The 26,657-nt window shown below is 31.9% G+C and carries 20 protein-coding genes; 5 read left to right on the top strand and 15 right to left on the bottom strand.

All coding sequences use genetic code 11. The features are described 5' to 3' along the window. Positions 1 to 27 precede the first annotated feature (27 nt). Positions 28 to 3,576: a methionine synthase gene (gene metH, locus DNJ73_RS04920; RefSeq protein ID WP_158466585.1), complete on the bottom strand. Its 3,549-nt coding sequence runs from the start codon at positions 3,574 to 3,576 to the stop codon at positions 28 to 30. 63 nt (positions 3,577 to 3,639) lie between these two features. Continuing rightward, complete coding sequence (locus DNJ73_RS04915; RefSeq protein ID WP_158466584.1) at positions 3,640 to 4,554, bottom strand: branched-chain amino acid transaminase; 915 nt, start codon at positions 4,552 to 4,554, stop codon at positions 3,640 to 3,642. A 71-nt stretch (positions 4,555 to 4,625) separates the two neighbouring features. On the opposite strand from DNJ73_RS04915, the gene cobN reads away from it, so the two are divergent. Further along, positions 4,626 to 8,399, top strand: a complete 3,774-nt coding sequence (gene cobN / locus DNJ73_RS04910; protein WP_158466583.1) for a cobaltochelatase subunit CobN — start codon at positions 4,626 to 4,628, stop codon at positions 8,397 to 8,399. 5 nt (positions 8,400 to 8,404) lie between these two features. Here the strand turns inward: cobN and DNJ73_RS04905 are convergent, their stop codons facing one another. From DNJ73_RS04905 to DNJ73_RS04890, 4 genes are all read right to left on the bottom strand, one after another. After that, positions 8,405 to 9,064: a PHP domain-containing protein gene (locus DNJ73_RS04905; protein WP_158466582.1), complete on the bottom strand. Its 660-nt coding sequence runs from the start codon at positions 9,062 to 9,064 to the stop codon at positions 8,405 to 8,407. Between the two features lie 5 nt (positions 9,065 to 9,069). Next, positions 9,070 to 9,633, bottom strand: a complete 564-nt coding sequence (gene hemJ / locus DNJ73_RS04900) for a protoporphyrinogen oxidase HemJ (protein ID WP_158466581.1) — start codon at positions 9,631 to 9,633, stop codon at positions 9,070 to 9,072. A 92-nt stretch (positions 9,634 to 9,725) separates the two neighbouring features. Continuing rightward, complete coding sequence (gene uvrC, locus DNJ73_RS04895) at positions 9,726 to 11,648, bottom strand: excinuclease ABC subunit UvrC (protein ID WP_158466580.1); 1,923 nt, start codon at positions 11,646 to 11,648, stop codon at positions 9,726 to 9,728. An 18-nt stretch (positions 11,649 to 11,666) separates the two neighbouring features. After that, positions 11,667 to 12,149, bottom strand: a complete 483-nt coding sequence (locus DNJ73_RS04890; protein ID WP_158466579.1) for a flavin reductase family protein — start codon at positions 12,147 to 12,149, stop codon at positions 11,667 to 11,669. Positions 12,150 to 12,216: 67 nt separating this feature from the next. Between DNJ73_RS04890 and coaD the strand changes: the two genes are divergently transcribed. After that, a complete protein-coding gene (coaD, locus tag DNJ73_RS04885) occupies positions 12,217 to 12,693 on the top strand; it encodes a pantetheine-phosphate adenylyltransferase (RefSeq protein WP_158466578.1) in 477 nt (158 codons plus the stop codon). On the opposite strand, the gene DNJ73_RS04880 is transcribed toward coaD, so the two are convergent. Genes DNJ73_RS04880 through dapF form a run of 4 tightly spaced genes read right to left on the bottom strand, consistent with a single transcriptional unit; the run spans position 12,690 to position 16,609 of the window. Next, on the bottom strand, positions 12,690 to 13,925 hold the full coding sequence (locus DNJ73_RS04880; protein ID WP_158466577.1) for a D-alanyl-D-alanine carboxypeptidase: 1,236 nt from the start codon (positions 13,923 to 13,925) through the stop codon (positions 12,690 to 12,692). The genes coaD and DNJ73_RS04880 overlap by 4 nt on opposite strands. 4 nt (positions 13,926 to 13,929) lie before the next feature. Next, complete coding sequence (locus tag DNJ73_RS04875) at positions 13,930 to 14,553, bottom strand: DUF1995 family protein (RefSeq protein ID WP_158466576.1); 624 nt, start codon at positions 14,551 to 14,553, stop codon at positions 13,930 to 13,932. A 7-nt stretch (positions 14,554 to 14,560) separates the two neighbouring features. Continuing rightward, positions 14,561 to 15,742, bottom strand: a complete 1,182-nt coding sequence (locus DNJ73_RS04870; RefSeq protein ID WP_158466575.1) for a cysteine desulfurase family protein — start codon at positions 15,740 to 15,742, stop codon at positions 14,561 to 14,563. A 12-nt stretch (positions 15,743 to 15,754) separates the two neighbouring features. After that, positions 15,755 to 16,609, bottom strand: coding sequence for a diaminopimelate epimerase (gene dapF / locus DNJ73_RS04865; RefSeq protein ID WP_158466574.1), 855 nt, complete (start codon positions 16,607 to 16,609; stop codon positions 15,755 to 15,757). Between the two features lie 135 nt (positions 16,610 to 16,744). Here dapF and leuS point away from each other — a divergent pair, with 135 nt between their 5' ends. Beyond that, complete coding sequence (leuS, locus tag DNJ73_RS04860; protein WP_158466573.1) at positions 16,745 to 19,333, top strand: leucine--tRNA ligase; 2,589 nt, start codon at positions 16,745 to 16,747, stop codon at positions 19,331 to 19,333. A gap of 2 nt (positions 19,334 to 19,335) precedes the next feature. Here leuS and DNJ73_RS04855 read toward each other — a convergent pair whose 3' ends face one another. Further along, the gene (locus DNJ73_RS04855) at positions 19,336 to 20,934 is read right to left on the bottom strand and encodes a glucose-6-phosphate isomerase (protein WP_158466572.1); all 1,599 of its coding nucleotides are present in this window, start codon (positions 20,932 to 20,934) and stop codon (positions 19,336 to 19,338) included. A gap of 284 nt (positions 20,935 to 21,218) precedes the next feature. Between DNJ73_RS04855 and purN the strand changes: the two genes are divergently transcribed. Beyond that, positions 21,219 to 21,917 (top strand): phosphoribosylglycinamide formyltransferase, encoded by a 699-nt coding sequence (purN, locus tag DNJ73_RS04850; protein WP_158466571.1) that lies wholly within the window; start codon positions 21,219 to 21,221, stop codon positions 21,915 to 21,917. Here purN and argC read toward each other — a convergent pair. Further along, positions 21,901 to 22,980: an N-acetyl-gamma-glutamyl-phosphate reductase gene (gene argC, locus DNJ73_RS04845; protein WP_158466570.1), complete on the bottom strand. Its 1,080-nt coding sequence runs from the start codon at positions 22,978 to 22,980 to the stop codon at positions 21,901 to 21,903. The two genes, purN and argC, sit on opposite strands and share 17 nt — an antisense overlap. Before the next feature lie 87 nt (positions 22,981 to 23,067). Here argC and ribBA point away from each other — a divergent pair, with 87 nt between their 5' ends. Next, positions 23,068 to 24,753 carry a bifunctional 3,4-dihydroxy-2-butanone-4-phosphate synthase/GTP cyclohydrolase II gene (ribBA, locus tag DNJ73_RS04840; protein WP_158466569.1) on the top strand — a complete coding sequence of 562 codons (1,686 nt, stop codon included), beginning with the start codon at positions 23,068 to 23,070 and terminating at the stop codon, positions 24,751 to 24,753. Positions 24,754 to 24,768: 15 nt separating this feature from the next. Here the strand turns inward: ribBA and DNJ73_RS04835 are convergent, their stop codons facing one another. From DNJ73_RS04835 to DNJ73_RS04825, 3 genes are all read right to left on the bottom strand, one after another. Further along, positions 24,769 to 25,209, bottom strand: coding sequence for a peptidylprolyl isomerase (locus DNJ73_RS04835; protein WP_158466568.1), 441 nt, complete (start codon positions 25,207 to 25,209; stop codon positions 24,769 to 24,771). Between the two features lie 82 nt (positions 25,210 to 25,291). Beyond that, positions 25,292 to 26,218 (bottom strand): N-acetylmuramic acid 6-phosphate etherase, encoded by a 927-nt coding sequence (gene murQ / locus DNJ73_RS04830; RefSeq protein ID WP_158466567.1) that lies wholly within the window; start codon positions 26,216 to 26,218, stop codon positions 25,292 to 25,294. Next, positions 26,215 to 26,607, bottom strand: coding sequence for a DUF3110 domain-containing protein (locus tag DNJ73_RS04825; RefSeq protein WP_158466566.1), 393 nt, complete (start codon positions 26,605 to 26,607; stop codon positions 26,215 to 26,217). Before DNJ73_RS04825 ends, murQ begins: the two co-directional genes overlap by 4 nt. Positions 26,608 to 26,657 lie beyond the last annotated feature (50 nt).

The following is a 26,657-nucleotide window of genomic DNA, read 5'->3' as shown; positions in this document are numbered from 1 at the left end:
TTGATAATTAACAATTTAGCTGAAATCTTAAATACCAAAGTATTTGGCTATCGGATGTAATGCAACAATAGCAGTTGTACTTTGTTCAGGATGAAGTTGCTCACTTTCATCCATAGAGATATTAATTTTTTTAGCATCAAGCCATAACAATTGTTTTCTAGAATCTGAAACTTCAGGACAAGCTGGATACCCAAAAGAATAACGACATCCTCGATATTTAACATCTAAGATATCTTTTATATTAGCTGGTTCACAGCCTTCAAATCCACATTCAATCCTAATAACAGAATGTATATATTCAGCAAGTGCCTCTGCTAGTTGTACGGTTAAACCATGAAAAAATAGATAATCAGAGTAAGAATCTTGACTAAATAGTTTATGAGAATATTCACTAGCTGATTCTCCCATTGTTACAGCCTGCATTGGCAAGTAATCTGTAGGCTGATTATTATTTAAGTCATTATAAAAGTCAGCTATACAAAATCTTTTGCCAGATCTTTGTCTAGGCAATAAAAAATCACCTAACAAACTTTTGTGATCTTTATCATATACATTTAAATTATTACCAACTCTGCCACATGGAAAATATCCATAAACTAATGATGGATTAATTAGTTTTTCATTTATTATTTTATTCATCCAGTAATCTAATTTCGGTTCTGCCTTCTTAAGTAAAAAGTCTTTATAATCCGAAGCAGACATTTTCTTAGAACGTTTCATTTGCCATTGGCCAGCAAATAATGCATTACGGTCTAAGAATTTATAAACTTTAGTTATATCTATGTCTTTCTCTAGTAAAAACTTTGGGCCAATGAATGGTGGTTTAATAGGATCTATTTGAGATATATCTTTTGATCTTGAGGTATCTTCAATAGGCTTTTCTTTGATTTTGTTGAGATTGATTTGTTGATGAGTATTTGTATTTTTATAATTACCAATAGTAATCCCCTCGGGAGCACCTTCTTTAAAGCCTGAGAAATTATCCCAATTATTTAATTCCTTTGCTTTCATATATGAATCCATAAATTTTAAATCTGTAAAAGCATCTTTACCGTAAATAACTTTGCCTTTATAAACACTTGCACAATCTTGATTAACAAATTTTGGAGTCAGAGCTGCTCCACCAAGAATAATAGGCACAGATATATCTTCTTCATTTAATGCTTTAAGATTATCTTTCATAAATGCAGTTGATTTAACTAGTAGTCCACTCATGGCAATACAATCAGCGTTATGCTTTTTCTGAGCATTAATTATAGAATTGACTTCTTGCTTAATTCCTAAATTAATAACTTCATAACCGTTATTTGATAAAATTATATCTACTAGATTTTTGCCAATATCATGAACATCACCCTTAACTGTAGCGATAATAAATTTTCCTTTTGATTGATTAACCTCAGATTTATCCATAAAATCCTCTAAATATGAAACAGCAAATTTCATTGTTTCCGCAGATTGGAGAACAAAGGGTAATTGCATTTGACCCGACCCAAATAATTCACCAACTACTTTCATGCCATCTAATAAATATTCATTAATTATTACCAAAGGTTTATATTTCTTTAATGCGAAATCAAGATTTGAATGTAAATTAGTTTTTTCACCATCAATAATATGATTCTTTAGTTTTTCTTCTATTGGTAATTTAATATCATCATTATTAGTACTTTTATTTAAAAGTGTCTTTGAATCATCGAAATAACTAGTTAAGGTTGTTAAAGGATCATATGTGCATACTTTATTTTCAAATATTCTTCTATCATAAATAAGATCAATGCAAATTTTTATCTCTTCTTCACTTATTTTGTTTAGAGGTAAAATTTTTGAAGGAGAAACAATTGCAGAATCAAGACCGGCCTTAATTGCTTCATTAAGAAAGATAGAATTAAGAACAATTCTTGCACTAGAAGATAAACCAAAACTTACATTTGAAATTCCAAGGATTAAATGAACTTCTGGATGTTTATCTTTTATTAACTTAATTGCTTTTATAGTTTCTAAACCATTCTTTCTATCTTCTTCTAATCCTGTTGAGATAGGTAATGCTAACGGATCATAAAAAATTTCATAAGATTTTAATCCAGAATCAGTCGCATCCTTATAGGCTCTGGTAGCTATTTCTGCTTTTTTATCAGCAGATCTAGCCATTCCATCTTCGTCAATTGTTCCGATTACGACCGCTGACCCGTATCGTTTAGCAAGATCAATTACTTTATAGAATCTATCTGGTCCATCCTCATAATTAGTAGAATTTAAAATACATTTTCCTCCAGCATGTTTTAGCCCACTCTCCATTTTTTCATAATCTGTTGAATCAAGCATTAAAGGCAAATTAATATTATTAACAAGTCTTTTGACTAACATAGACATATCTTCGATCCCATTTCTTCCAACAAAATCAACATTTACATCTAATACATGAGCATTTTCCTTCAGTTGAGATTTTGCAATTCCAACAAGTCCGTCCCAATCCTCATCGTTTAGGAGTTCTCTTACTTTTTTAGATCCACTAGCATTTAATCTCTCACCTACGATCAAGAAAGAGTTATCTTGCACATACGGAATAGACTCATATATTGATGATGCAGCTGGAATTATTGATCTTTCTTTTGAAAGAGTATCCAATCTTTGCTCAGAACATAAAAGCTCTTTAGATAAATCTGAAAGTTGCTTAATATGTTCCGGTCTAGTTCCACAACAACCCCCAATTAGTTGAACTCCTAAATCATTAATAAAATGACTAAGTTGGAACTTAAGTTCCATTGGAGTTAATCGATAATGAGCCTTGCCACCTACATTCTCTGGAAGTCCTGCATTTGGTATACAACTTATATGAAATGGTGAATGTTGCGATAAATATTTAATATGATCTTTCATTTCTTCAGGGCCAGTTGCACAATTAAGGCCCAAAATGTCAATATTAAAAGGCTCCAGTATTGTTGTAATAGAAGAAATATCACTACCAATAAGCATCTGGCCGGTCGTTTCCATGGTTACAGACACCATTAATGGAATTCTCTTTCCAGAACCAATAGCTTCATTTACGCTTTGCAGAGCAGCCTTGATTTGAAGGACATCTTGGCAAGTTTCAATAATAAAAAGATCAATTCCACCTTCAATTAGTGCTTTAGCTTGCTCGAGATAAGAATTTTTTAGCTCATCAAAACTGATATGACCTAGGGTTGGTAGCTTGGTTGTTGGTCCAATAGATCCAGCTACAAATCGTGGTTTTTCCTCTGATTGATATTTATTTGCTACATTCCTTGCTATTTGTGCTGCTTTTAAATTGATCTCATAAGCTTTATTACCAATTCCATATTCATCTAGAACAATTGAAGTAGCACCAAATGTATTTGTTTCGATTACATCACAACCTGCATTTAAAAATGATTCATGTACTTTTTCGACGCTGGAGACTGATGTCAATACAAGGTTTTCATTACAACCTTCTAATGAAGCTCCGCCATAGTCATCTGCATTAAGTTGTTGATCTTGCAGAGACGTGCCGGTAGCGCCATCAAAGACTAATATCGGTCTCTTTTCAGAGTTGAGATAGCCTAAAAAATCATTCATAAATTATATATTTAACTTATAAAAATGAAAATCATTAATTTAAATAAGTTATATAATCTTATTTTAATCTATATGTACACGTTTAACCCAATTTTCATATTCAGGATCTAAACCTTCTGTAATTTTAGTCAATTTTGTTCTCAATGAATTCATTATTGGCATATCTTTGCTCATTGATGTAGTTTCAATCATTTTTATAGGAGTAATTTTTGCCGCCGTTCCTGTAAGGAATACTTCATCAGATATAAACAATTCTGTTTTATCTACTGGTCTTTCAATAACTTTCAAACCTTCTTTTTTTGCCAGTTCTATAACACTTGAACGAGTTATACCTTCAAGAATATCTTGATCAACACCAGGTGTAATTAATTCACCATTACGTACTATAAAAATGTTCATACCACTGGCTTCACTGATTTTACCTTGACTATTTAATAATAGTGCTTCATCAAATCCACTTTTTACTGCTTCAGTTTTGGCTAAGGAGCTAGTAATATAAGCTCCACTAATTTTACCTCTTAATGGAAGTGAGTTGTCCTGCTGACGAGTCCAGCTACTAACGCGACAAGTAACCCCATCAGGTGATAGATAATCACCTAGTTCTATTCCATAAATAAAGAAATTAGTTTCTATATTATGTAACCTTGGTGCAATTCCTAAGTCACTAGTATATACAAATGGTCTGATGTATACAGGTTGAGTTGGTTTGTTTTTAACAAGAAATGCTTCAAGAGACTTTAATACAAAATCCTCATCTAATTCAGTCATCAAAAATCTAGCACTTTGACATAATCTTTTTGCGTGTTTGTCTGCTCTAAATAATAAAAATGATTTACTATTATTTGGATCAGGAATAGCCCGCATTCCTCCAAAAGCTGCAGTTCCATAATGAAGAGCATGAGTAGCTATGGATAGCTTCGCCTCATTAAATGGGATACATTGCCCTTCAAACCAAGCGAATGGAAGAAAATTATGCATTATTAGTTCCAGCTAAGATGAAAACAATCAGCATTTTAGTTTTTACTGCTCTTATTACACATAATAAATGAATGCATAGAATTTCCACCCTTCCAGGGAATGAACCTCAAGAAGAAAATACATTTATCGAACAGCCATCAGCTCCAGTTATCTTCCTAACTAGCGCTACATCTGATATAACCTGTTTGTCTACAGTATTAAAACTCCCTGACAATAGTAAATGGAAAAATAAAATAAGAGCATTACCTATAGCTTATTTATCTTCAAATGCATCAATTGATCATTATATAACTAATACATGTAATACAGCTGAAATTATTCTTGTTAGGTTTTTAGGGTCAAGATCATACTGGTCTTATGGATTTGAACAATTAGGTTTATGGCAATTAGAGAAACCAACTAGACATCTTATAGTAGTCTCTGGAATTGAAAGTACAGCAAATGATGTTCAAGAAATTAGTAGCTTAAATCAAGAGAAAGTTGAGTTAATTCAAACACTTTTAAATCAAGGAGGACTAAAAAACTATAATTATATGCTTCAAACCTTACAGAAAATAATTGATGTTGAAGAAATTACTTTAAATTCAGATTTAATTGAATATCATGATGAGTTAATAAAATGGAAATGGAAAAATAATGATAATCCATCTATTGCCGTATTTCTCTATAAATCACTTTTACAATCGGGCAATACAGAGATAGCTGATAAAATAAATGATATATCTAATAAATACAAATTAAATGCTAAAATAATATGGATTACAAGTTTTAAATCTAAAAATATAGAGAATCAAATAATAAGTTTATTAGAAAAAGAGAACATAAAAGCAATAATAACTACAACCTCATTTTCATCAGTGGAATATAAACATGATGATGTGAAGAAAAACTTGTGGGATAGATTAAATATACCTGTATATCAATTACTAATATCTAGCTCATCTATAAGTGAATGGAACGAATCCACAGTAGGTCTTAACCCCATTGATTTATCAATTCAAGTTGTTTTACCAGAAGTGGATGGTCGAATCTGTACAATTCCAGTTGCATTTAAAAACCTTACTTATACAGATAATGAATTATCAATTGCTGTATATAAAACAGAGCCATATGAAAAACATATTGAATGGTGCATAAAATATATAAAAAATCTAACTTATCTACAACAAACGAATAATTCAAATAAAAAGATAGCTCTGGTAATAGCAAATTACCCAGTAAAAGACTCAAGAATTGCGAATGGAGTTGGTTTAGATACACCCGAAAGCCTTTTAAATATTTTGAACTGGCTTAAAGACGAGGGATATAATCTAGGAAATGAAGATATTCCTGATAATAGTAAAGAATTAATTAACCTTATATTAAGTCATAGGACTAATTCTGAAGAGACAATCTCAAATGAACCTCAATCATATTTAAATATTCAAGATTATTTAATTTATTGGAACAAACTCGAATCTAAGGTTAAAGAAAAGATATCAAATCGATGGGGAGACCCAAATGATTCTTTTCAATTAGAAAAGTCTGGATTTCCGATTAATGGAATAAACTTTGGAAATATAACAATTTTAATTCAGTCAAATAGAGGTTATGAGAGCGATAATTTATCTGATTTACATTCGCCCGACTTACCTCCTACACATAAATATATTGCACAATATTGTTGGCTATATAATACATTTAAAGCGAATGCAATTGTACATCTGGGTAAACATGGAAGTTTAGAATGGTTACCAGGAAAAGGGGTTGGTTTAAGTCATAATTGTTTCCCATTTATTCTTTGTCCTCCTATTCCAAATATATACCCATTTATTGTAAATGATCCTGGCGAAGGCTCCCAAGCAAAAAGAAGAACACATGCAATTATTATAGATCATTTGACTCCTCCATTGTCTCATTCGGGGAGTTTTAATGACCTACTAATAATTGAGAACTTAATAGATGAATATTATGAATCTAAACTAATTAATGATAATAGAAGTGAATTATTAGAAAAAAAGATAGTAGATCTTTTAATTAAAAATTCATGGCCAGGTATTGAATCAAATAAATTAAAAACAGAAAAAGAAAATTTAATTATACAAGATCTAATAGATAACGCAGAGAGTTATTTATGTGAAATTAAGAATTCCCAGATAAGAACTGGTCTTCATGTTTTTGGAGTCAATCAGAGTATGGATAAATTAATAGAGTTAACACTCACAATTTCTAATGTCCCGACAGGAACTAATCTCGGTCTTACTCAATGCTTAGCTGAAGATTTAGGTTTTACGTTTGACCCTTGGAGTGATGAAGAGAGTGAAAACCTAAAACAAGTAGACATTGATTTATTTAAAGCTTATACAGCAATTAATGCTAGGAAAGTCGGTAAAGTAGTTGACTGGTTGAATGACATCGGAAAATATATAATAGAGTTTCATTGTTTTAAAATATTTAATTACAAGATTAAGTCAAAAAAGAAGATAAAAATTGACAGTAAAATCTTAAATTACCTAGATCATGAAAAACCTAATATTTTTATAAATCATTTATTAAATAATATTTTACCCAAACTATTAACCAGTTCAGACAACGAAAAAACTAATTTTCTCAGTGCTTTAGAAGGAAAAAGAATTTCTAGCGGTCCTTCTGGAGCGCCTACAAGAGGGAAATTAGAGGTTTTACCAACAGGTAAGAATTTCTTTTCTGTAGATATAAGAGCAATACCAACTGAAACAGCTTGGGACTTAGGCAAAAGAAGCGCTGAACAAATAATGGAACTTTACCTACAAGAAAATGGAGAACACCTTTCACATCTTGCTATTTCAATTTGGGGTACTTCAACAATGAGAAATGGTGGAGAAGACATTTGTCAGCTTTTTGCTCTCATGGGTTTAAGGCCAATATGGGACGGGACCTTAAGAAGAGTAGTTGACGTAGAGGTCATTCCCATCAGTGTATTGAACAGGCCAAGAGTAGACGTAACATTAAGAATTTCTGGTTTATTCAGGGATGCATTTCCTCAGATAATTGAATTGATTCGAAGAGGTCAAAACCTTATTGGGAATTTAAAAGAATCCTCTTCTATGAATCCACTTGCGGAGTCATATAGAAATGGAAATACAAAATCAAGAATATATGGATCAGCACCTGGATCATACGGAGCAGGATTACAAGAAATAATTAATAGTGGATCTTGGGAGAATCAATCAGAACTCGCTGATGCTTTTATCGAATGGAGTAAATGGAGATATGAAGATTCAAATAAAATCATAAAAGACAAAAAAGGATTAGAAAATAATTTGTCAAAGGTAAAAGTAGTACTTCATAGTCAGGACAATAGAGAACACGATATCCTTGATTCAGATGATTACTATCAATTTCAAGGTGGATTGATATCCGCGATAAAAAAAACTAGTGGGACAGATCCTCAAGCTTATTTTGCCGATAATTCAAGGTATCAACGTCCAAGAATTCATAAACTCTCAAAAGAAATTGATAAAGTCGTTCGAAGCAGATTATTAAACCCAAAATGGATAGAGGGGATGAAAAAACATGGATATAAAGGTGCTTTCGAAATGTCAGCTAGTCTTGACTATTTATTCTCTTTTGATGCAACTACAAACTTAGTTCCTAATTGGTGTTATCAATCTATTTTGAATAATTGGTTAAAGAATAATGATACGAAAAATTTTATTAGTGATAATAATCCTTGGGCTTTAAGAGATATCGCTGAAAGATTACTAGAAGCATCTAATAGAAAACTTTGGACAAATCCAACTAATGAAGAAATATCATCTATAAAAACATTATTATCAGATGTAGATAGTAAAATTGAAACCTATTCTTCTAAAAATAATTTATAAATCATTCAACGTCTAAGAAGAGATAATCCGTGGCTATCGGTTCCACATGTTGATAATAAAGAATAAGAGTTTGCACAATCAAATATTTTATCGCAGACAAATTCTGAAGGGATCCAATTATTTGCTCTTTCATAGTTATACCAAGTTTCAACAGCATCAAAACCAAGTTTTGATGCTTCATCAATCAAGATATCAAATGGAAGCTTATATCTTGCAGGATGAGCCAACACAGCAATACCATTAGCTTTATGAATCGAATCAACCACAGTCGAAGCCAATAATTCATTACCAATAGCAGACTTATTGTCAATATAAGGTGATAAGTATTTTGATTTATGATCAAAACCAAGACCTAAAACATGAACCAAACACCCTTTCAATAAACAAGTAATTTCTATACCAGTCCAAAGTTTAGGAAAACTTAATTTGTAGTTGAGTGTAGCGTCTTCCAATTTACTTAATTCAATATATGCATCAACTGAATGATGATCTGTGATTGCATAATGATCAATATTGAGCTCAATTGCCTGGTTATAAATTTCTTTAGCAGTCAAACTTCCATCACTATATGTTGAATGAATATGGAAATTAATAGTGTTTGGACAACTTTCTTTTGTAATTGATTTAATTATTTTTTTTAATTTAATAGAATCAATATTAGACATATAAATTAAGTAAGTTGTTTCCTATTCCTTCTCCATTTTGCATAAAATTGTATACTTGCTGCCATAAAGAGAATCAATCCAAATATTAACCAGCTAGCTGCACTTGTAGGGAACTGGTTTTTGAATACAACAAGCATAACAACAACTACCAATAATAGTGTTGGCAACTCATTCAAAGCTCGTAGTTGTTGGCCACTATAATTATACTGATTGTTTGTTAATTCATTCATGATTTTATAGCAATAAAAATGATATATAAGTAAAAAAGAAACAAACAATAGTTTAATCTGCATCCATGCCTGAGAAAGATATGAAGGCTGCATATATAATAATCCAGATGCCATGATGACAGCTAAAATCATTCCAGGCGTTGTTATAATATTAGCTAGTCTTTTCTCCATTAATGTATATTGCTTGTTAAATAAATCCCTAATTTCTTCATTCTCACTTTGTACTTCTACATGATAAATAAATAACCTGACTAAATAAAATAAGCCTGCGAACCAAACTACTACACCGATAATATGAAAGGATTTAAACCATAAATATGTCTCCGGCGAAAAAATCATATTCTATTAAATGTTTCGTGCATTCATATCACTCTATACATTACTATAATAAAGATTAGCTGTCCCTAATTCCTTAATATTTTATAAATAGATTATTTATTTTCATCAGGATGAAAATAATTTCTAATAACAACAGCTGTAGATGTTCCCAAGCCAGGTGTTGTTGAAAGTTCAGAGAGAGATGCCATTTGGATAGCTTCTATAGACCTAAAATGCTCCAATAATAATTTAATTCTTTGTGGCCCCAATCCAGGAATCTCATTTAATTGTGAACGTTTCATACGCTGACTTCTTTTTTGCCTGTGAAAGGTAATTGCAAACCTATGAGCTTCATCTCTAAGCCTTCGTAATAAAAGCATTCCTGGTTGATTTGGCTCAGTGTCTAATGATTGTTTAACATTTGGAATAAATATCTCTTCTTTCTTCTTAGCTAAAGATATAAGATTTATATTTTGATCAAGATTCAACTGCTGTAAAGCCTCTAATACCGAACTTAATTGCCCTTTACCTCCATCTATTACGACCAAATCAGGCCAGTCATTCAAATTATCCTTGTCTAATACACTAGATTCATTACTTGATAGTTGATTCATATCACCACCATCATCTTTATAACGAGCCCATCTTCTAAATCTCCTAGTAATAACTTCAGCCATTGATTCGAAATCGTCACTATGTCCTAGTTTTATATTTGAACTTTTAATTTTATATTTTCTGTAATGTTGCCTAGCCGCAATACCATCAATAAATACTACCTGAGAAGCGACAGCATCACTACCTTGAATATGACTAATATCATAACATTCAATTCTTTTTGGAATTTTTACTAACTCAAGTATATTGGTTAAATCGTCAAGCTCAACTAAATTTTTATCCTTAGATTGTCTAATTCTTTGCAACTCCATATTTGCATTCTTTTCTACTAATTTTATAATTTCCGCCTTCTTAGATCTTTTTGGGATTGTTATATTAACTTTTTGTTTTTTTAGTTCACTTAGCCAATCCGATATTATATCGGTATTTTGTAATTCATGTTGAACTAATATTTCTGAAGGTATTTCAATCGGATCTACATTTGAGTAATGATTTTCTACAACTTTTTGAAGTATTTGAGAAGTACTGAGATTATTATTATCTGAGAAATACCCAAGTCTTCCAATTAATTTTCCTGAGCGCATTTGAAAAATTTGAATAGAGGATATATTCTCTTCTGATGCCAATGCGATTATATCTCTGCATACAGATGAATCAGGAATAATCATCTTTTGAGATTCATACAATCTATCTATACCTTTCAGCTGATCTCTGACAGATCCAGCTTCTTCAAACTTCAATGACTCTGAAAAAGAATGCATCTGTTTTTCTAATAATAGTCTCAATTCTTCAGTTCTACCTTGAAATATCATTTCAACTCTTTTTAGTGTATTTTTATAATCTTCTGAACTTATTTCTTCTTGACAAACGCCTGGACATCTTCCAATTGAATAGTTAAGACACGTTCTATCTTTGTAAAGCGGTATTCTTCTTTGTCTAAGAGGAAACAGTTTTTTTATACTAAATAGGGTCTGTCTAAGTAAATAAACATCAACGTATGGACCATAATATTTATCTTTTTTCTGTCTTTCCCGTCTTTTCCTAGTTAAAAAGATTCTTGGATATTTATCACCCCAAGTTATACAAATATAGGGATATTTCTTATCATCTTTTAATAGAACATTAAAATAGGGTTGATTAGATTTAATTAAATTTGATTCTAGCGTTAAGGCTTCACTTTCAGTATCAGTAACTATCAACTCAATATCTACAACTTGCCTAACCATTAAAGAGATTCTTGGACTCAATTCATCACTTGCTCGAAAATAACTTCTAACCCTATTTCTTAACTTTTTTGACTTACCAACATATAACAATCTATCCTCACGATCTTTCATCAAATAACAACCAGGATCATTTGGTATATCCTTCAAAAAATTCGATAGTCTTGACTTGTCCTTAATTAACGGCGTTAATTCCACCGATCTTGTCTCATTAAATTAGCCGCCATAGTTCCAACCTGTACTCGCTAAATTTAAGGCAGATCCATCTTTATTCAATACTGCACTCTTTACTTCAGCGACAAAGACTGTATGGTCACCGTGTTCTACGCCTGAAATAACTTCACATTCAACTCCACCAATTACATCTTCGATTAAGGGCATACCAAACTCTCCATAAGTGAATTTACAAGCTTCAAATCGTCCACCTAATCCTTTTTGCGGCTTAAAGAACACAGCTGCTAGATCCTTTTGATCTTCTCTCAAAACATTGAGAGAAAACATCTTAGTTCTTTGAATAATTCCATGACTAGATCCATCAGCGCGAACAGCCATTACAACTAATGGTGGCGTAAATGATCCTTGTGTTACCCAGCTAGCAGTAAAACCATTTATTTCATCTCCTTCTCTTACTGCACATATAAATAATCCATGAGGGATTTTGCGCAAAAGAACTTTTTTGGCATCCTGATCAAGAGTCATGCGCTTTGATACGTTTATATATATGAGATTCTATGAAAGAAATGGACTTTTTTAAAGTTAAAAAACCATGAAGGCACTTTATCCTGGTAGCTTCGACCCTTTAACGTTTGGACACCTTGATCTAATTCAAAGAGGAAGTGATTTATTTGGAGAAGTTCTCATTGCGGTATTAGAAAATCCTTCGAAAAAGGCAACTTTCTCCTGCGAGAGAAGAATAGAGCAGATTAAAAATGCTACCAGAGATATACCAGGTTGTAGAACAATAGCTTTTAAAGGTCTAACTGTGGATTGTGCTCGTGAACATAATGCAGATCTAATTTTAAGAGGTTTAAGAGCTATGAGTGATTTTGAATATGAACTACAGGTTGCTCATACAAATAGGTCTTTAAATAATCAATACGAAACAATTTTTCTCGCGACAGAAACACATCATAGTTTTTTAAGTAGTTCTGTAGTTAAAGAAGTCGCAAGATTTGGTGGAGAGATTCGTCATATGGTTCCTGAGTTTATAGCCAAAGATCTAATGGCACTAAATACTAATTAATTACAATTATCAGTATTATCTACTATTGATAATATATTTATTATATGTTTTGTCGAATTATCCATATTGTTAACTATAATACTAAAAAATTTGCCTTCTCCTAAAATAACACCAGAAACCGATCTAACATTATTAAGTCTCCCGGATTTAGCCAAAATTCTACCCTTAAGGTTTACTGGAGCTTTTACATTAGCTAACGAGCCCCTAACACCTAATATAGAAAATGATGAGAAATAATAGTCAGAATATCTATTAAGTTTCATTCTTCTCAAAAACTGAGATAAACCATAAGTTGTTACTCTATTCTTTCTCGATAAGCCACTAGCATCTGAGAAAATAAAATTGTCAGAATTAAAGTTTTGTTCTTTTATCCAATTATTGTATTTTAAATTAGGGAAGTCATGAGACCAATCACTTATAGAATGTCTGAAAATAACTTCAGCAGTAAAATTGTGGCTCTCAGAATTAACAAGGTTTAGTAAAATATATAAAGGAGCAGAATTTATAACTTTAATTGTCGAAATATAATCAATAGGATAGTTTTCGTTAACTGATTTTACAAAATATTTTTTTGATAAATTCTTTTTTCTTAGAGCATTCTCTAGCTCATAAATAAAATTATCAATTGGATTATTTAAAGAATTAACACTTGAATTACTAGCTATTGAATATTTAGTAATAGGTGCACCATATTCTTCATTTCTATCGGCATACGACCAGCTTGAAGGCCACCAATTTTTTGGATTGCTTTTTTTAACGACTATTGGCGTTTTCAAACGTAAATTATAATTAGTATTATTAAGATCACTAATTAACTCCTCTAAATGACTTTTATCAAAATCAGGATCACCTGATGCATCTATATATAAGCTACCATCATTTATCTCTTTAATAGATGTTTTAAGAGTATAATAAGGTCCTAGAATATCTAAAGAGAAAGCACTAGAAAGTATCTTCTGATTAGAGGCAGGAATCCTAGGTATTTGGCCATTAATATCTGCAATAAAGTCACCAGAATCATCTAAAATACTAATGCTAATATTTGAATTAAAGTTATAAGTATAATCCTCAAGTTTATTTTGTAATAGCTCACATATATTATACTTTTCGGGACTTATAGTATTAATATTAACTTTTTGTCTTATGTATGAATATAATCTGAATAAATTACCATTAACGATATTTGTTGATAATATAATTAAACCAATATATAGATATAATTTTTTGAACATTCAGTTATAAGTTTAGAATTATAGTTTCGTCGTCGGGACGTTTATCAAATGATTTAACAAAAGAATATCCATTAGCGTTTAATTTAAAAAGCTCCCAATTATAAGGATATCTTTTTAATAATGCACCCATAGATAATGGTTGAATAAAATAAAGCACTTGCCATTTTTTGGCAAATCTTTTTCTCATTTCCCTCCCGACACTTCCGATTCCTACTATTGGATCTTCTAACTTACCATTAATCATAATAACGGATGAATTAGTATGAGAACACACCTGCTCAAACGTCTCAATATCATATGGTTGGGGGGAACAGACTAATAAAACTGAATTCAAAGAATCTGTAGAATTAATAAACTCCTTAAATGTAAAAATCTTATTAGTCAAGTTAGGATTATCTCTTTTAGCGAGAGCCGCTCCACCAGCATCAGCCCACAATAAAATATTATCTAATTTAATTTCAGTTAGTTTATTAGATAAACGAAAAATTATTGGATTGATTCTTAATCCCTCAAATTTAAGATTGATAGAAAGAAATGATTGCTCAGAATTACTTAAAAAATAACTTTGAATTGATTCATATACATTTGATTCTGCTTCTCTAAGATCTGAGGGTAGTTTATTATTCATTTGATGATCATTGTTTTTCGAGTTCTATAGATTGCAATGATTCATATATTATATTTGAAACTGAGCTAATATCATCATTTGAAATCCAGGGACCAATAGTTATTCTTAATCCACATTGTTGAAGTGGTTTATCAACATTAATTGCTACCAGTATGGGATTTGGAGCTTGAATAGATGATGAGCAAGCACTACCACTACTTATATAAACACCATGTTGTGACAATAATCGAACAATTTCTCTACCATTAATTGGGACCATTGATCTTGTATGACATAGAAATGAAAGATTATTCGGTAGTCGTTGTTTGTGAGGACCAATAAAAGTAAGTTGTTTATTCTTAACTAGATTTCTTTTTAAAAGAGAAGTCATTTTGGAAACGTTATTCTCAGGAAATAAAGTTTGATTAGCATTTACTTCTATATATTCATTTAGTAGGTCAATTGCTGTCGAAAAACCTGCAATAAGGGGGACTGACTCAGTACCAGATCTTATAGAGCCATTCTTAAATCCATATGAAGGATTCTTTATTAATAAATCTCGGACACCCTTTCTCAACATTAATAATCCAATACCTTTAGGGCCTTGAAGTTTATGCGCTGAGGCACTAAGCATATCAACATTTAAATCACTCCAATCAATAAGACCGCTAGGCAGCACCTGTGTAGCATCAGTATGAAAAAGTATATTTCGTTTTTTACATTCCAAACCTATGAGATTTATGGGCTGAATGGACCCAATCTCACTTTGGCCCCAGATTATCGAAACCAATTTTGTTGGAGGAGATAACATCTCCTCCAAAAGATCTAAGTCAATAATTCCATAACGATCTACGGGCCAGTATTTAATATCCCAACCATCATTAAGCAATTGATTGGCTATTAAGTTAATAGAAGGGTGTTCAACGCTACTTATAACAAGTCTTCCTTTATCAAGATTATTAGATACAACTTTAAGAGAAAGATAATTTGATTCAGTTGCACCAGATGTGAAAAAAATATCATCAGATGAAGCTTTTAATTTATTAGCTATTGATAATCTAGATCTTTCCAAAATCTCTCTTGCAATAACCCCAACTTTATGGATACTTGATGGATTCCCCCAGCATTCAAATTGAATATCCTTTATTTTATTGATAACATCTATATGTGGCGGTGTGGTCGCAGATGCATCGAGATAAATATTATTCATATTGAAAAATTTTTAAATATCTATAACTCCACTAAATACTTTTATTGCAGGTCCCTGCATAAAAACTGGGCCTGATTGATTTGGCCATTCAATTACTAATTTGCCACCTGGTAAATAAACGTTAGCGTTATTTAAAGTTTTACCAATCATGGATGCTACGACTAGGCATGCGCAAGCTCCTGTACCACAAGCTAATGTTGGCCCGCAACCTCTTTCCCATACCTTAACTTTAATATTTGCTTTATCAATTAATTCAACAAAATGTACATTTGTATCATTGGGAAATGTATTATGTTTTTCAAGGTATCTGCCATACTCTTGAAACGGTATATCTTCAATTTTATTAACAAATATGACCATATGAGGATTCCCCATACTAGCAGCATAAACATTCAATATTTGATCATTTATTGTAATCCTTCCATTAGGAACTTTTAAATTATTCTTTAACAATTTAGTAGGTATATCTTCAGGAGATAGGATAGGTTCGCCCATATTAACTTTGATATTTTCATTAGCATCAATAGAGGTAAGAATCTTACCTGCTTTAGTTTCAATTCGAATCTCAGACTTATCTGTAATTTCATTATTATCATTTAAAAAAGAAATCAAGCATCTTATACCGTTGCCACACATTTCTGGTTCAGAACCATCAGAATTAAATATCCTCATTCTCGCAAAACAATTATTATTGGATTCTAATATAAGAATAATCCCATCAGCTCCGATGCCAAAATTTCTATTGCATAGATGTTCAATTAAGTTATCTTTATTTTCAGAAAATAAATTATCTATCTTATTACCACGAGCATCAAAGATAATAAAATCATTACCTATTCCTTGATATTTTGAGAAATTATTTTTCATGATTTAAAGTTTGTTTAACTATGTTCTTAGAAAATAAAGCTTTATTGGTAGTAATTTCAGAACTATTCGCATTTTGGGCATCAATTTATGAGAACATTATCTGATTGGCAAATCAACTACTGAAGGAGATCTTCCTTGAATAATACTACTTCAGAGATTATTGACCAGCGTTACGAGCCTCGTGTTGTAGAAGCTTATTGGCAAAAAGAGTGGGAAAATCTAGGGCTGTATAAAACAAGAACGGATGTAAACAAAGATAATACCTTTTACGCTTTGTCGATGTTCCCATACCCTTCCGGTTCTTTACATATGGGGCACGTGAGGAATTATGTCATTACAGATGTACTGGCTAGATATAAAAGAATGCAAGGTTATAACGTTCTTCATCCGATGGGGTGGGACGCATTCGGATTGCCGGCTGAAAATGCAGCAATAGAAAGAGAGACAAGTCCATCAAACTGGACAGATAAAAATATTTCACAAATGAAAGATCAATTAGATCGACTTGGATTATCCATAGATTGGTCTAAAGAAGTTACTACCTGCAAAGAAGATTATTATAAGTGGACTCAATATATATTTAATCAATTACATAAAAATAATCTAGCCTATCAAAAAAAAGCAACAGTAAATTGGGATCCAATTGATCAAACCGTTCTAGCTAATGAACAAGTAGATGCTGATGGTAAATCATGGAGATCTGGTGCAAAAGTAGAGAAAAAAGAATTAAATCAATGGTTCTTACGAATTACTAGTTTTGCAGAAGATTTAAATAAGGATTTAATTAAACTTAAAGATTGGCCAGAAAGAGTAAAGGTTATGCAAGAAAATTGGATTGGTAAATCAATCGGAGCTGAAATAACATTTGATATAAAAAATAATCCCCAGAAAGTAGTCGCTTTCACCACACGAATCGATACAGTATATGGAGTAAGTTATCTTGTCTTAGCATCAAATCATCCATTAATCGATAAATTAATAAGTACTAAAGATATTGATCAATTAAAGGAATTCAGAAAAACTCAAGAAAAGTTAAGTGATCTAGAACGTAATTCAGATAGTAGAAAAAAACTTGGAATGTATTTAGGAGTAAATGCAGTCAATCCAGCAAATAATAAAGAGATACCTATTTGGATTGGCGATTATGTGATTATGGAATATGGAACTGGAGCTGTCATGGGTGTACCAGCACATGATAGTAGAGATTATCAGTTTGCTAAATCATATAATTTACCAATTAATTATGTAATAAAGCCCAATAATAATGAAGATGATAGCTATTTAAATGCTGAATATGTTCATAAGGGTATCATGATCAATTCAGATAGGTTCAATGGAATTGAGTCTGATTTCGCAAAAACACAAATACTAGAATTTGGTTCAAATGCTAACTGGGCGAAGCCAAAGGTCACATATAAGTTAAGAGATTGGCTTATATCTAGACAACGCTATTGGGGCTGCCCAATTCCCATTATCAATTGTAAGAAGTGTGGACAAGTAAGAGTCCCTGATAAAGATCTTCCTGTTACTCTACCGATAGATATTAAATTAACTGGTAAAGGTAAGTCACCTTTAACTACTAAATTGGAGTGGATAAATACTTGTTGCCCTAAATGTGGAAATGCAGCCAAAAGAGAAACGGATACAATGGATACTTTTATGTGTTCATCCTGGTACTTTTTAAGATATATAAACCCTAGTAATGATGAGATTCCTTTTCTTAAAAGCGAAATAGATAAATGGCTTCCAGTTAAGCAGTATGTCGGAGGTATCGAACATGCAATTTTACATTTACTTTATTCAAGATTTTTAACCAAGGCTTTGAAGAGTTGTGGATTAATCAATATAGATGAACCCTTTAAGAAACTATTAACTCAAGGGATGGTTCAAGCTACTACTTTTAAAAATCCCAATACAAATAAATATTTTTCAAAAGAACAAATTAAAGATATTAATGATCCAAGAGATCCAGTTACTGGAGAAAATATTGAAATCATCTATGAAAAGATGTCTAAGTCAAAATATAATGGTGTAGATCCATCTGTAGTGATAGATAAATATGGAGCTGACACAGCTAGAATGTTTATACTTTTTAAAGCTCCTCCAGAAAAAGATTTAGAATGGGATGACTCAGATGTTGAAGGGCAATATAGATTTATACAAAGACTATGGAAATTTGTAATTAATACTTTAGATCTAACTAAGAGTAATTCAAGATTAAAGATTGAAACAGAAAAGGCTAAAGATGAAGAAGCTTTACGTCTAATTAATATAGCTATTAAAGAAATTACAGATGATCTTGATAATCTTCAATTTAATACAGCAATTTCTGAACTAATGAAAGCTGTTAATGGCCTAAATTCAATAGTTAATTATTGTAGTAATGAAACTCTAAATGAAGTTATTTCTATTTTAGTTAAAATAACTTCCCCATTTTCTCCCCATATAGCAGAGGAATTATGGAAGACAATCGGAAATACTCAAAGTATTCATCTTCAAATGTGGCCAAATTTCGATCCAGGTGCAATTGAAGAAGATACTTTTAAACTTATGATTCAAATTAATGGAAAAGTTAGAGGATCAATAGATGCTAGTAAAAACCTTTCTAAAGAAAAATTAGAGGCTATAGCTATTAAAAGTGATGCAGCTCTAAAATGGATGAATGGACAAGAACCAAAAAGAATAATTGTTGTTCCGAATAAATTAGTGAATATAGTTATTTAAAATCAACATTTTGATATAGTTAGTTCATCTGGATTTGATTGATTACCATTCATAAAATAATGTTCGGAATTTTCTGAAAGCTTCCTAAGAATTAAATAAATCGACTCAGTTGAATCAGTAGACAAAGCCTCATCGATCTCACGTAAAGTTCTTTCTTTTTTATCATCCAAAAGTTTCTCAATGTCTTTCTGAAGATTAATTATATTTGTAGCAGCCTTTTTCCCAGCTTCAACTCCAGGTTGATTATAGGCATTCACATTAATCAATTCAGCATAAAGACTTACTGCTCGCTCAAATAATGCAATTAAAGCGCCAAGACTTGATTCATCAAATGATTTAAATGTAATTGTCAAATTCTGTCTGCCACCCTCAGTCAAAGCGGAACGCGTTCCTTGTAGAAATCCGGACAAATAATCACCTGGTCTTTTATTTTTCACTTCAACTATCTCAGCTGGATCGCGAAGAATCTCAATGAAATTAACAAAGAAATTATCTATGCCATCTCTTAATTGCTGAACATATGCATGCTGATCCGTAGAACCTTTATTTCCATAAACTGCGATACCCTGATTAACTTGATTTTCATCTCTATCTAACTTCTTGCCTAAAGATTCCATCACAAGTTGCTGAAGATATCTACTAAAAACTTCTAATCTGTCTCTATAAGGGAGTACAACCATATCTCTTAGCCCTTTTCCGTTTCCCGATTTGAACCAAGCTAAGGATAAAAGTGCAGCTGGATTATTTTTAATGTCTTTTACTCTTGTCAGTCCATCCATTTTAGATGCTCCATCTAAAAACTTATTTATGTCAGCACCAATCAAGACTGCAGGTAATAAACCCACAGCACCAGTAATACTTGTCCTTCCACCAACCCAATCGGGTAAATCAAAAATATTTAACCATTTTTCAATAACTGCTAGTTGATCTAATTTGCTCCCCTTTGATGTAATTGCAATAGCTCTAGATGACCAGTTTTGGTTATTATCAGAAACAAACTTCATAGCTTGCTCCATTCCAATTAATGGTTCTGGAGTTCCACCAGATTTACTGACAATTACAAACAAAGTTGATTCAATATTGGGAAGAATAGAATTTAATTTATGGGAAATACCTTCAGGATCTACATTGTCTAGAAAATGTAGATTCAATCCGATTGACTCTTTTTTAAATGACTCTTTAATAAGTAAGGGACCTAAACCGCTACCACCTATACCTATCCAAAAAACATCTGTATATTTTTTTCCATCGCTGTTAGTTATTTCTCCATTTAATATTGATGCACCAAACTTTGATATGTCATTAATTTCTTTGGAAATAGAATCTGAAATTTTCTCACTTGGAGCGATTTGCGGATTTCTAAGCCAGTAATGACCAACTTGTCTACCTTCATCCATATTTGCAATCGAACCATTCTCTAGATTTTCTATAGAATCAAAAGCTTTGGAATAAATGTCCCTAAATTTTTCAAAATCGCTCTTCTCAACATCCATTCTGCTTATATCTAGCCAAAAACCTAATGAATCATCGCTAAATAAAAGGTCGCAGTACCTTATCCATTTATCTTTGTTATTCATCTGTAAGATGTCAGTTATTGTCATTATTAATAAAAGAATACTCCTTAATGAATTCTGTTAGCAGGAATTCTCAAATGAGAACCATTAAACAAATTGGTTTAATTTATATTAGTCAAGAATGGTTTTCAAATGGCGAATGTTTAGTAATTGACAAATAGGAATGTAAATACGCTTTATAGTTATTTTTATATAAGGTTGAATATATCTATATTTTATTTAAGATTAATAATTATTAAATATGTCTTTATATTTAGATATTGTAATTTCCTCTAAAGGTCATATATTTATTAGTAAAGATAGATTGTTTGATGAAACAAGATAATAGAGAATATACGGATAAGAAATTATCTTATCATTTAAATGATCTGAACCTAATTAGTCCCTTAGATTCAGAAATCCCATTATTTGAGCCAAAAATAAAATTAGGTATTCTTGCCTCAGGTAATGGTTCAAATTTCGAGTACATTATTAAATCCATTCAAAACAAACAACTTAATGCTGAAATTTCTATATTAATTGTCAATAATCCTAATTGCTTAGCAATAAAAAAAGCGATCAAATACAAAATACCTTATGTGATTATAAATCATAGAGATTGTGATTCGAGAGTTGAACATGACATGTTGGTAATGAAAAAACTTGAAGAATTATCAGTTGAACTAGTTGTTATGGCTGGATGGATGAGAATTGTAGGTAAGGAAATCATTAATATGTATAAAAACAGACTAATTAATATTCATCCATCAATTTTACCATCATTTAAAGGTATTGATGCAATACAGCAGGCAATAGATCATAGAGTAACTATTACTGGTTGTACAGTTCACTATGTGCAAAAAGAAGTTGATTCTGGCTCAATAATTATTCAAGCGGCAGTCCCTATAAAAAAACAAGATACTAAAGATTCATTAAAAAAAAGAATTCAAAAAATGGAACATATAATATTACCTTTAGCGATAGCAACAGTAGCAAAGGACATAAGAACTAACTTCAAGGATAAAAAGTAATTTTTGGGAGCCCAATATCTGATTCAAGTCCGTGCATAATATTTAAATTTTGTATAGCCTGTCCTGCTTGACCTTTTAGAAGATTATCAATAACACTCATTAGTACTATTCTTCCATTACGTTTATCAACTTCAATTGAAATCATAACTTTATTAGTATTTTTAACCCATTTAGTAGCTGGATAAGTTCCCACAGGCAAAATATCAATAAATGTTTGATTTTTATAAAAAGCTTCAATAAGAGTTTTGCAGTCTTCTGCTGTTAAGCCAGGATCTCTTAAACGAGCGTAAACTGTCGTTAAAATCCCTCGAACCATCGGCACCAAATGAGGAGTAAATTGTAAATTGACTTCATGACCAGCAAAGTAACTAGCGATACCTTCTATTTCTGCCGTATGCCTATGCCCAATCACTCCATAGGGCTTAATAGATTCAGAGCATTCAGACAATAAAAGTTGTTCGCTTGGATTTCTTCCGCCTCCGGATGTCCCGGATTTTGCATCAATAATAATTCCCTCACTTTCTATTAATCCTTGTTTTAGGAATGGAATAAGTACACTTAGAGATGACGTTGGATAGCATCCTGGACAAGCAATTAATCTAGACTTTGCGATTTCGTTACTAAATTCCTCTGAAAAACCATAAACAGCTTCTTCACATAATTCATAATCATGTCTTTGATATTTAGCAGCTTCATTGGAATAGACTTCCTTCCATTTATCTAATGATTTAAATCTGTAATCGGCTGATAAATCAAGTATCTTAATACCTTTTTCTAATAATGAGGGGGTTAACTGTGATGATAAGCCGTTAGGCAAACTCAAGATTGCATAATCAGAATCTTGTGCGATTTCATCAATATTGCTTTTTGTTATCTCTTTATCCTTCAAAAGTTTTATATAAGGATTAATTTCATTCCAGCTTTTACCTACTGATCGCTCTCCATTTAAAGTTGAAATCTCAAAGTTTGGATGCTCATTAATCAATTTAACGAGTTGAAGTCCTCCATATCCAGATGCTCCAATGATTGCGATCCTCCCAGCTTTCGATGTACTAATTGCCATAACATCAAGGTTATTTCGTAGAATGTTGAGATATTCATTTGAGAATAAGTAGCAAAGAACCATTTCACCACAAACACGAGGAATAAGTTGAAATCCGAAGATTGTTATGAAATTGAATTTGATGATATAGCGGATGCTCTTGCTGCTATTAGGAACGGTGAATGTGTTGTTGTAGTTGATGATGAAAAGAGAGAAAATGAAGGAGATTTAATCTGTGCTGCTCAATTTGCAACTCCTCAGCAAATAAATTTTATGGCAACTGAAGCTAGAGGTTTGATATGTCTAGCAATGCAAGGGGAACGATTAGACCAGTTAGATCTCCCTTTAATGGTCGACAGAAATACCGATTCAAACCAAACAGCCTTCACTGTAAGTATCGATGCTGGTCCTGAATTTGGTGTATCAACTGGTATATCAGCTGAAGATAGAGCTAAAACAATTCAAGTTGCTCTTAATAGTCAAACGAGACCAATAGATTTGAGGAGACCGGGTCATATTTTTCCATTAAGAGCAAAAATAGGAGGAGTATTAAAAAGAGCTGGACATACGGAAGCAGCAGTAGATTTATCGTTGTTAGCTGGTCTATCTCCTGCAGGCGTTATATGTGAAATCCAAAATCAAGATGGCTCAATGGCAAGACTGCCGGAATTGAAAACATACGCGAAGGAAAGAAATTTAAAGTTGATAAGTATTGCAGATTTAATTCATTACAGACTCGAAAATGAGCGTTTTGTTTACAGACAAGCAATTGCAAAGTTGCCTAGCCTATTTGGTGATTTCAAGGCAATTGGTTATAAGAACGAATTGGATGGCTCAGAACATGTCGCAATAATTAAAGGTGATCCAGAAAAATTAAAAGAGCCTGTTTTAGTAAGGATGCACTCAGAGTGTCTAACTGGAGATGCATTCGGATCATTAAGGTGCGACTGCAGGCCTCAATTAGAGGCTGCCTTATCAAGAATTTCTGAAGAAGGTGAAGGAGTTGTTGTATATCTAAGACAGGAAGGAAGAGGTATAGGTTTAGTTAACAAGTTAAAAGCATATAACCTCCAGGATGGAGGATTAGATACGGTTGAGGCCAATGAGAAGTTGGGTTTTCCAGCAGACCTAAGAAATTATGGAGTAGGTGCACAAATTTTGACAGATCTAGGAATAAACAGGCTTAAGTTATTAACCAATAATCCAAGAAAAATAGCTGGTCTTGGAGGATATGGACTTCAAGTTGAATCGAGAGTTCCATTAGTGATTTGCCCTGGGGATCATAATGCAGCATATCTTGAAGTAAAAAGAGAAAAACTTGGTCACTTAATAGGTAATAATATTCAGAATAATTTAACTAATGAAAGACAAAATATAGTAGTCTATTGGGATGGAAAAGTTCATGATAATGAATTAAAACATTTTGAAAATAAAGCAAATAAATGGTCTGAAAATCATTTTTTAAATATTTCAATTCAAAATGCACCTAGATTAATAGCTCTATGTGAAAACCCTTTATTTATATGGAATGTTAGACATAGAGATATTAAGACTCATTTAGAAGGAAACTTAATAGATAAAAGATTACTTGAATCACTTCTTAAAGAACTTAGCAATTGGAAAAATACTGAAAGAGTTGGAATAATTAAGACGGATAATTATGAACAGCTTTTACATCCTTCTCAAAACATATTAATTGAAGAAAAAGAAATTAGCGAACTTTCAAATTTTGAAAACTCGCCATTATTTGATTGGGATTTAAAAGATAAAACAAGCACTATTGAATGGAGTTAATAATAAATAAAAATTCTATTTTAAAAGACTTACACTATTAATTTTTGTACCATTAGTAATAGATAGAAGGATTTGCATATCTTCAGTTTTACCAAAGACAGTATGTACTCCATCCAAGTGAGGTTGTGGAGCATGAACTAAAAAGAATTGGCTGCCGCCAGTATCTTTTCCTGCGTGAGCCATAGAAAGAGAACCAGCAACATGTTTGTTAGAATTTATTTCACAATCAATAGAATATCCAGGCCCACCAGTTCCAGGAATCCCTCTTGATCCCTCTCTAGTATTCGGACATCCGCCTTGAGCCATAAAGCCATTAATTACTCTGTGGAAAGAAAGTCCATCGTAAAAACCTTCTTTAACTAACTTCAAAAAGTTATCTACAGTTTTGGGTGCATCATTATCAAACAGGTCAATAGTCAATTGGCCTTTATCTGTGTTCATCAATACTTTAGACATAGCTCAAATAATTTTTTTTATAATAACTCCTTTTAAAATTTAATGCAGAAAATATCTTAGTATTATTAAAAGTTTAGTTTAACTATAATTTAATAACATTTAGCGTAGTTAGTGCTGTTCTTAAATTGCCCTTTGAATCATTAAGTAATTGCTTAGCATCAATAACATCCATACCAGACAAAGCGATTAATAAAGATAATTTTACAGATCCGTTTGTATCCTTTAAAAGTTGAACAGCAGTTTCTTTATCAACTGAGGCAATATCAAATAGGATGCCAATTGCTCGATCAATTAATTTATCATTACTCACTGATAAATCAATCATTCTATTGCCATAAACCTTTCCTAATTTGATCATCACAGATGTAGAAATTATATTTAAAGCCATCTTAGTAGCCGTTCCAGCTTTTAATCTTGTGGAACCAGCAAGAACCTCTGGTCCAGTAATGAGTCTAATATCGATATCATTATCTAAAGTTGAATCAGTTTCTGGAACTGATGAAATAGAAATAGTTAGTGCATTTATACTTTTAGAATAGTTTAATGCTCCGAAAACATATGGAGTTCTGCCACTTGCTGTTATACCTATTAAGACGTCTCGATTTGAAAAATTTCTATCTTTAAGATCAGAGATTGCAATCTCTGATATATCCTCTAAAGATTCAGAACTTCTTGTTAAGGATGGTATACCTCCAGCGATTATTCCCTGAACCAAATCTGGATTCGTACAAAAAGTTGGAGGGCATTCTGAGGCATCTAGTACACCTAATCTTCCTGATGTACCAGTACCAATATAAAACAATCTACCATTATCCTGAAGCCTCAATGTAATTAAATCAATTGCTTTAACTATTTCTGGAATTGAATTCTCGACAGCCTTTTGAGGTTCTTTATCAGCTTCTGAAAAAATCTTTACTATTTCATTAGTCGATTTAGTATCTAAATCTATTGAAGTTAAATTAATATGCTCGGTTAATATTCGATAATTATCATTTACTGAATTAATCATAAAAGATTTTCCAAACGTTTTTTTATATCATCGAGTTGATCATTAGAGGTAGATTTATCTATTATATTTTCTTGATTATTCCAGTTTCCTACTTCTAAATTAGAAAGAGGTGGAGAAATCATAAGTCGCTCTTCATCAGTACTTGGAATAAAACCCTTCTCGACAAAACGAGCTTCATATCCAGCCTCAACGCAAAATGCCTCAATATCAACTCGAGTCAATTCCTCGACTGATGGAGTTGGGAAATCCTGAGCTTCGAGGAGACCGCAATATCTTTCTGCATCGTCCCTATCTTGGAACATAAGGATTACAGTTGAACCCTTTAGCTCTAGGGAATGTATCCCCTCACTTTCAGTCCCCGCTTCATACAAAAGGACGTGAACCAACATAATATTTAAACAATCTTTTTCATTATAAATATATAAAAAGATTAAACAAT

This window comes from Prochlorococcus marinus XMU1408 (genome assembly GCF_003208055.1).
GTDB classification, from domain to species: Bacteria; Cyanobacteriota; Cyanobacteriia; order PCC-6307; family Cyanobiaceae; genus Prochlorococcus_B; species Prochlorococcus_B marinus_A.
This window is presented reverse-complemented; position numbering and strand designations above follow the sequence as displayed.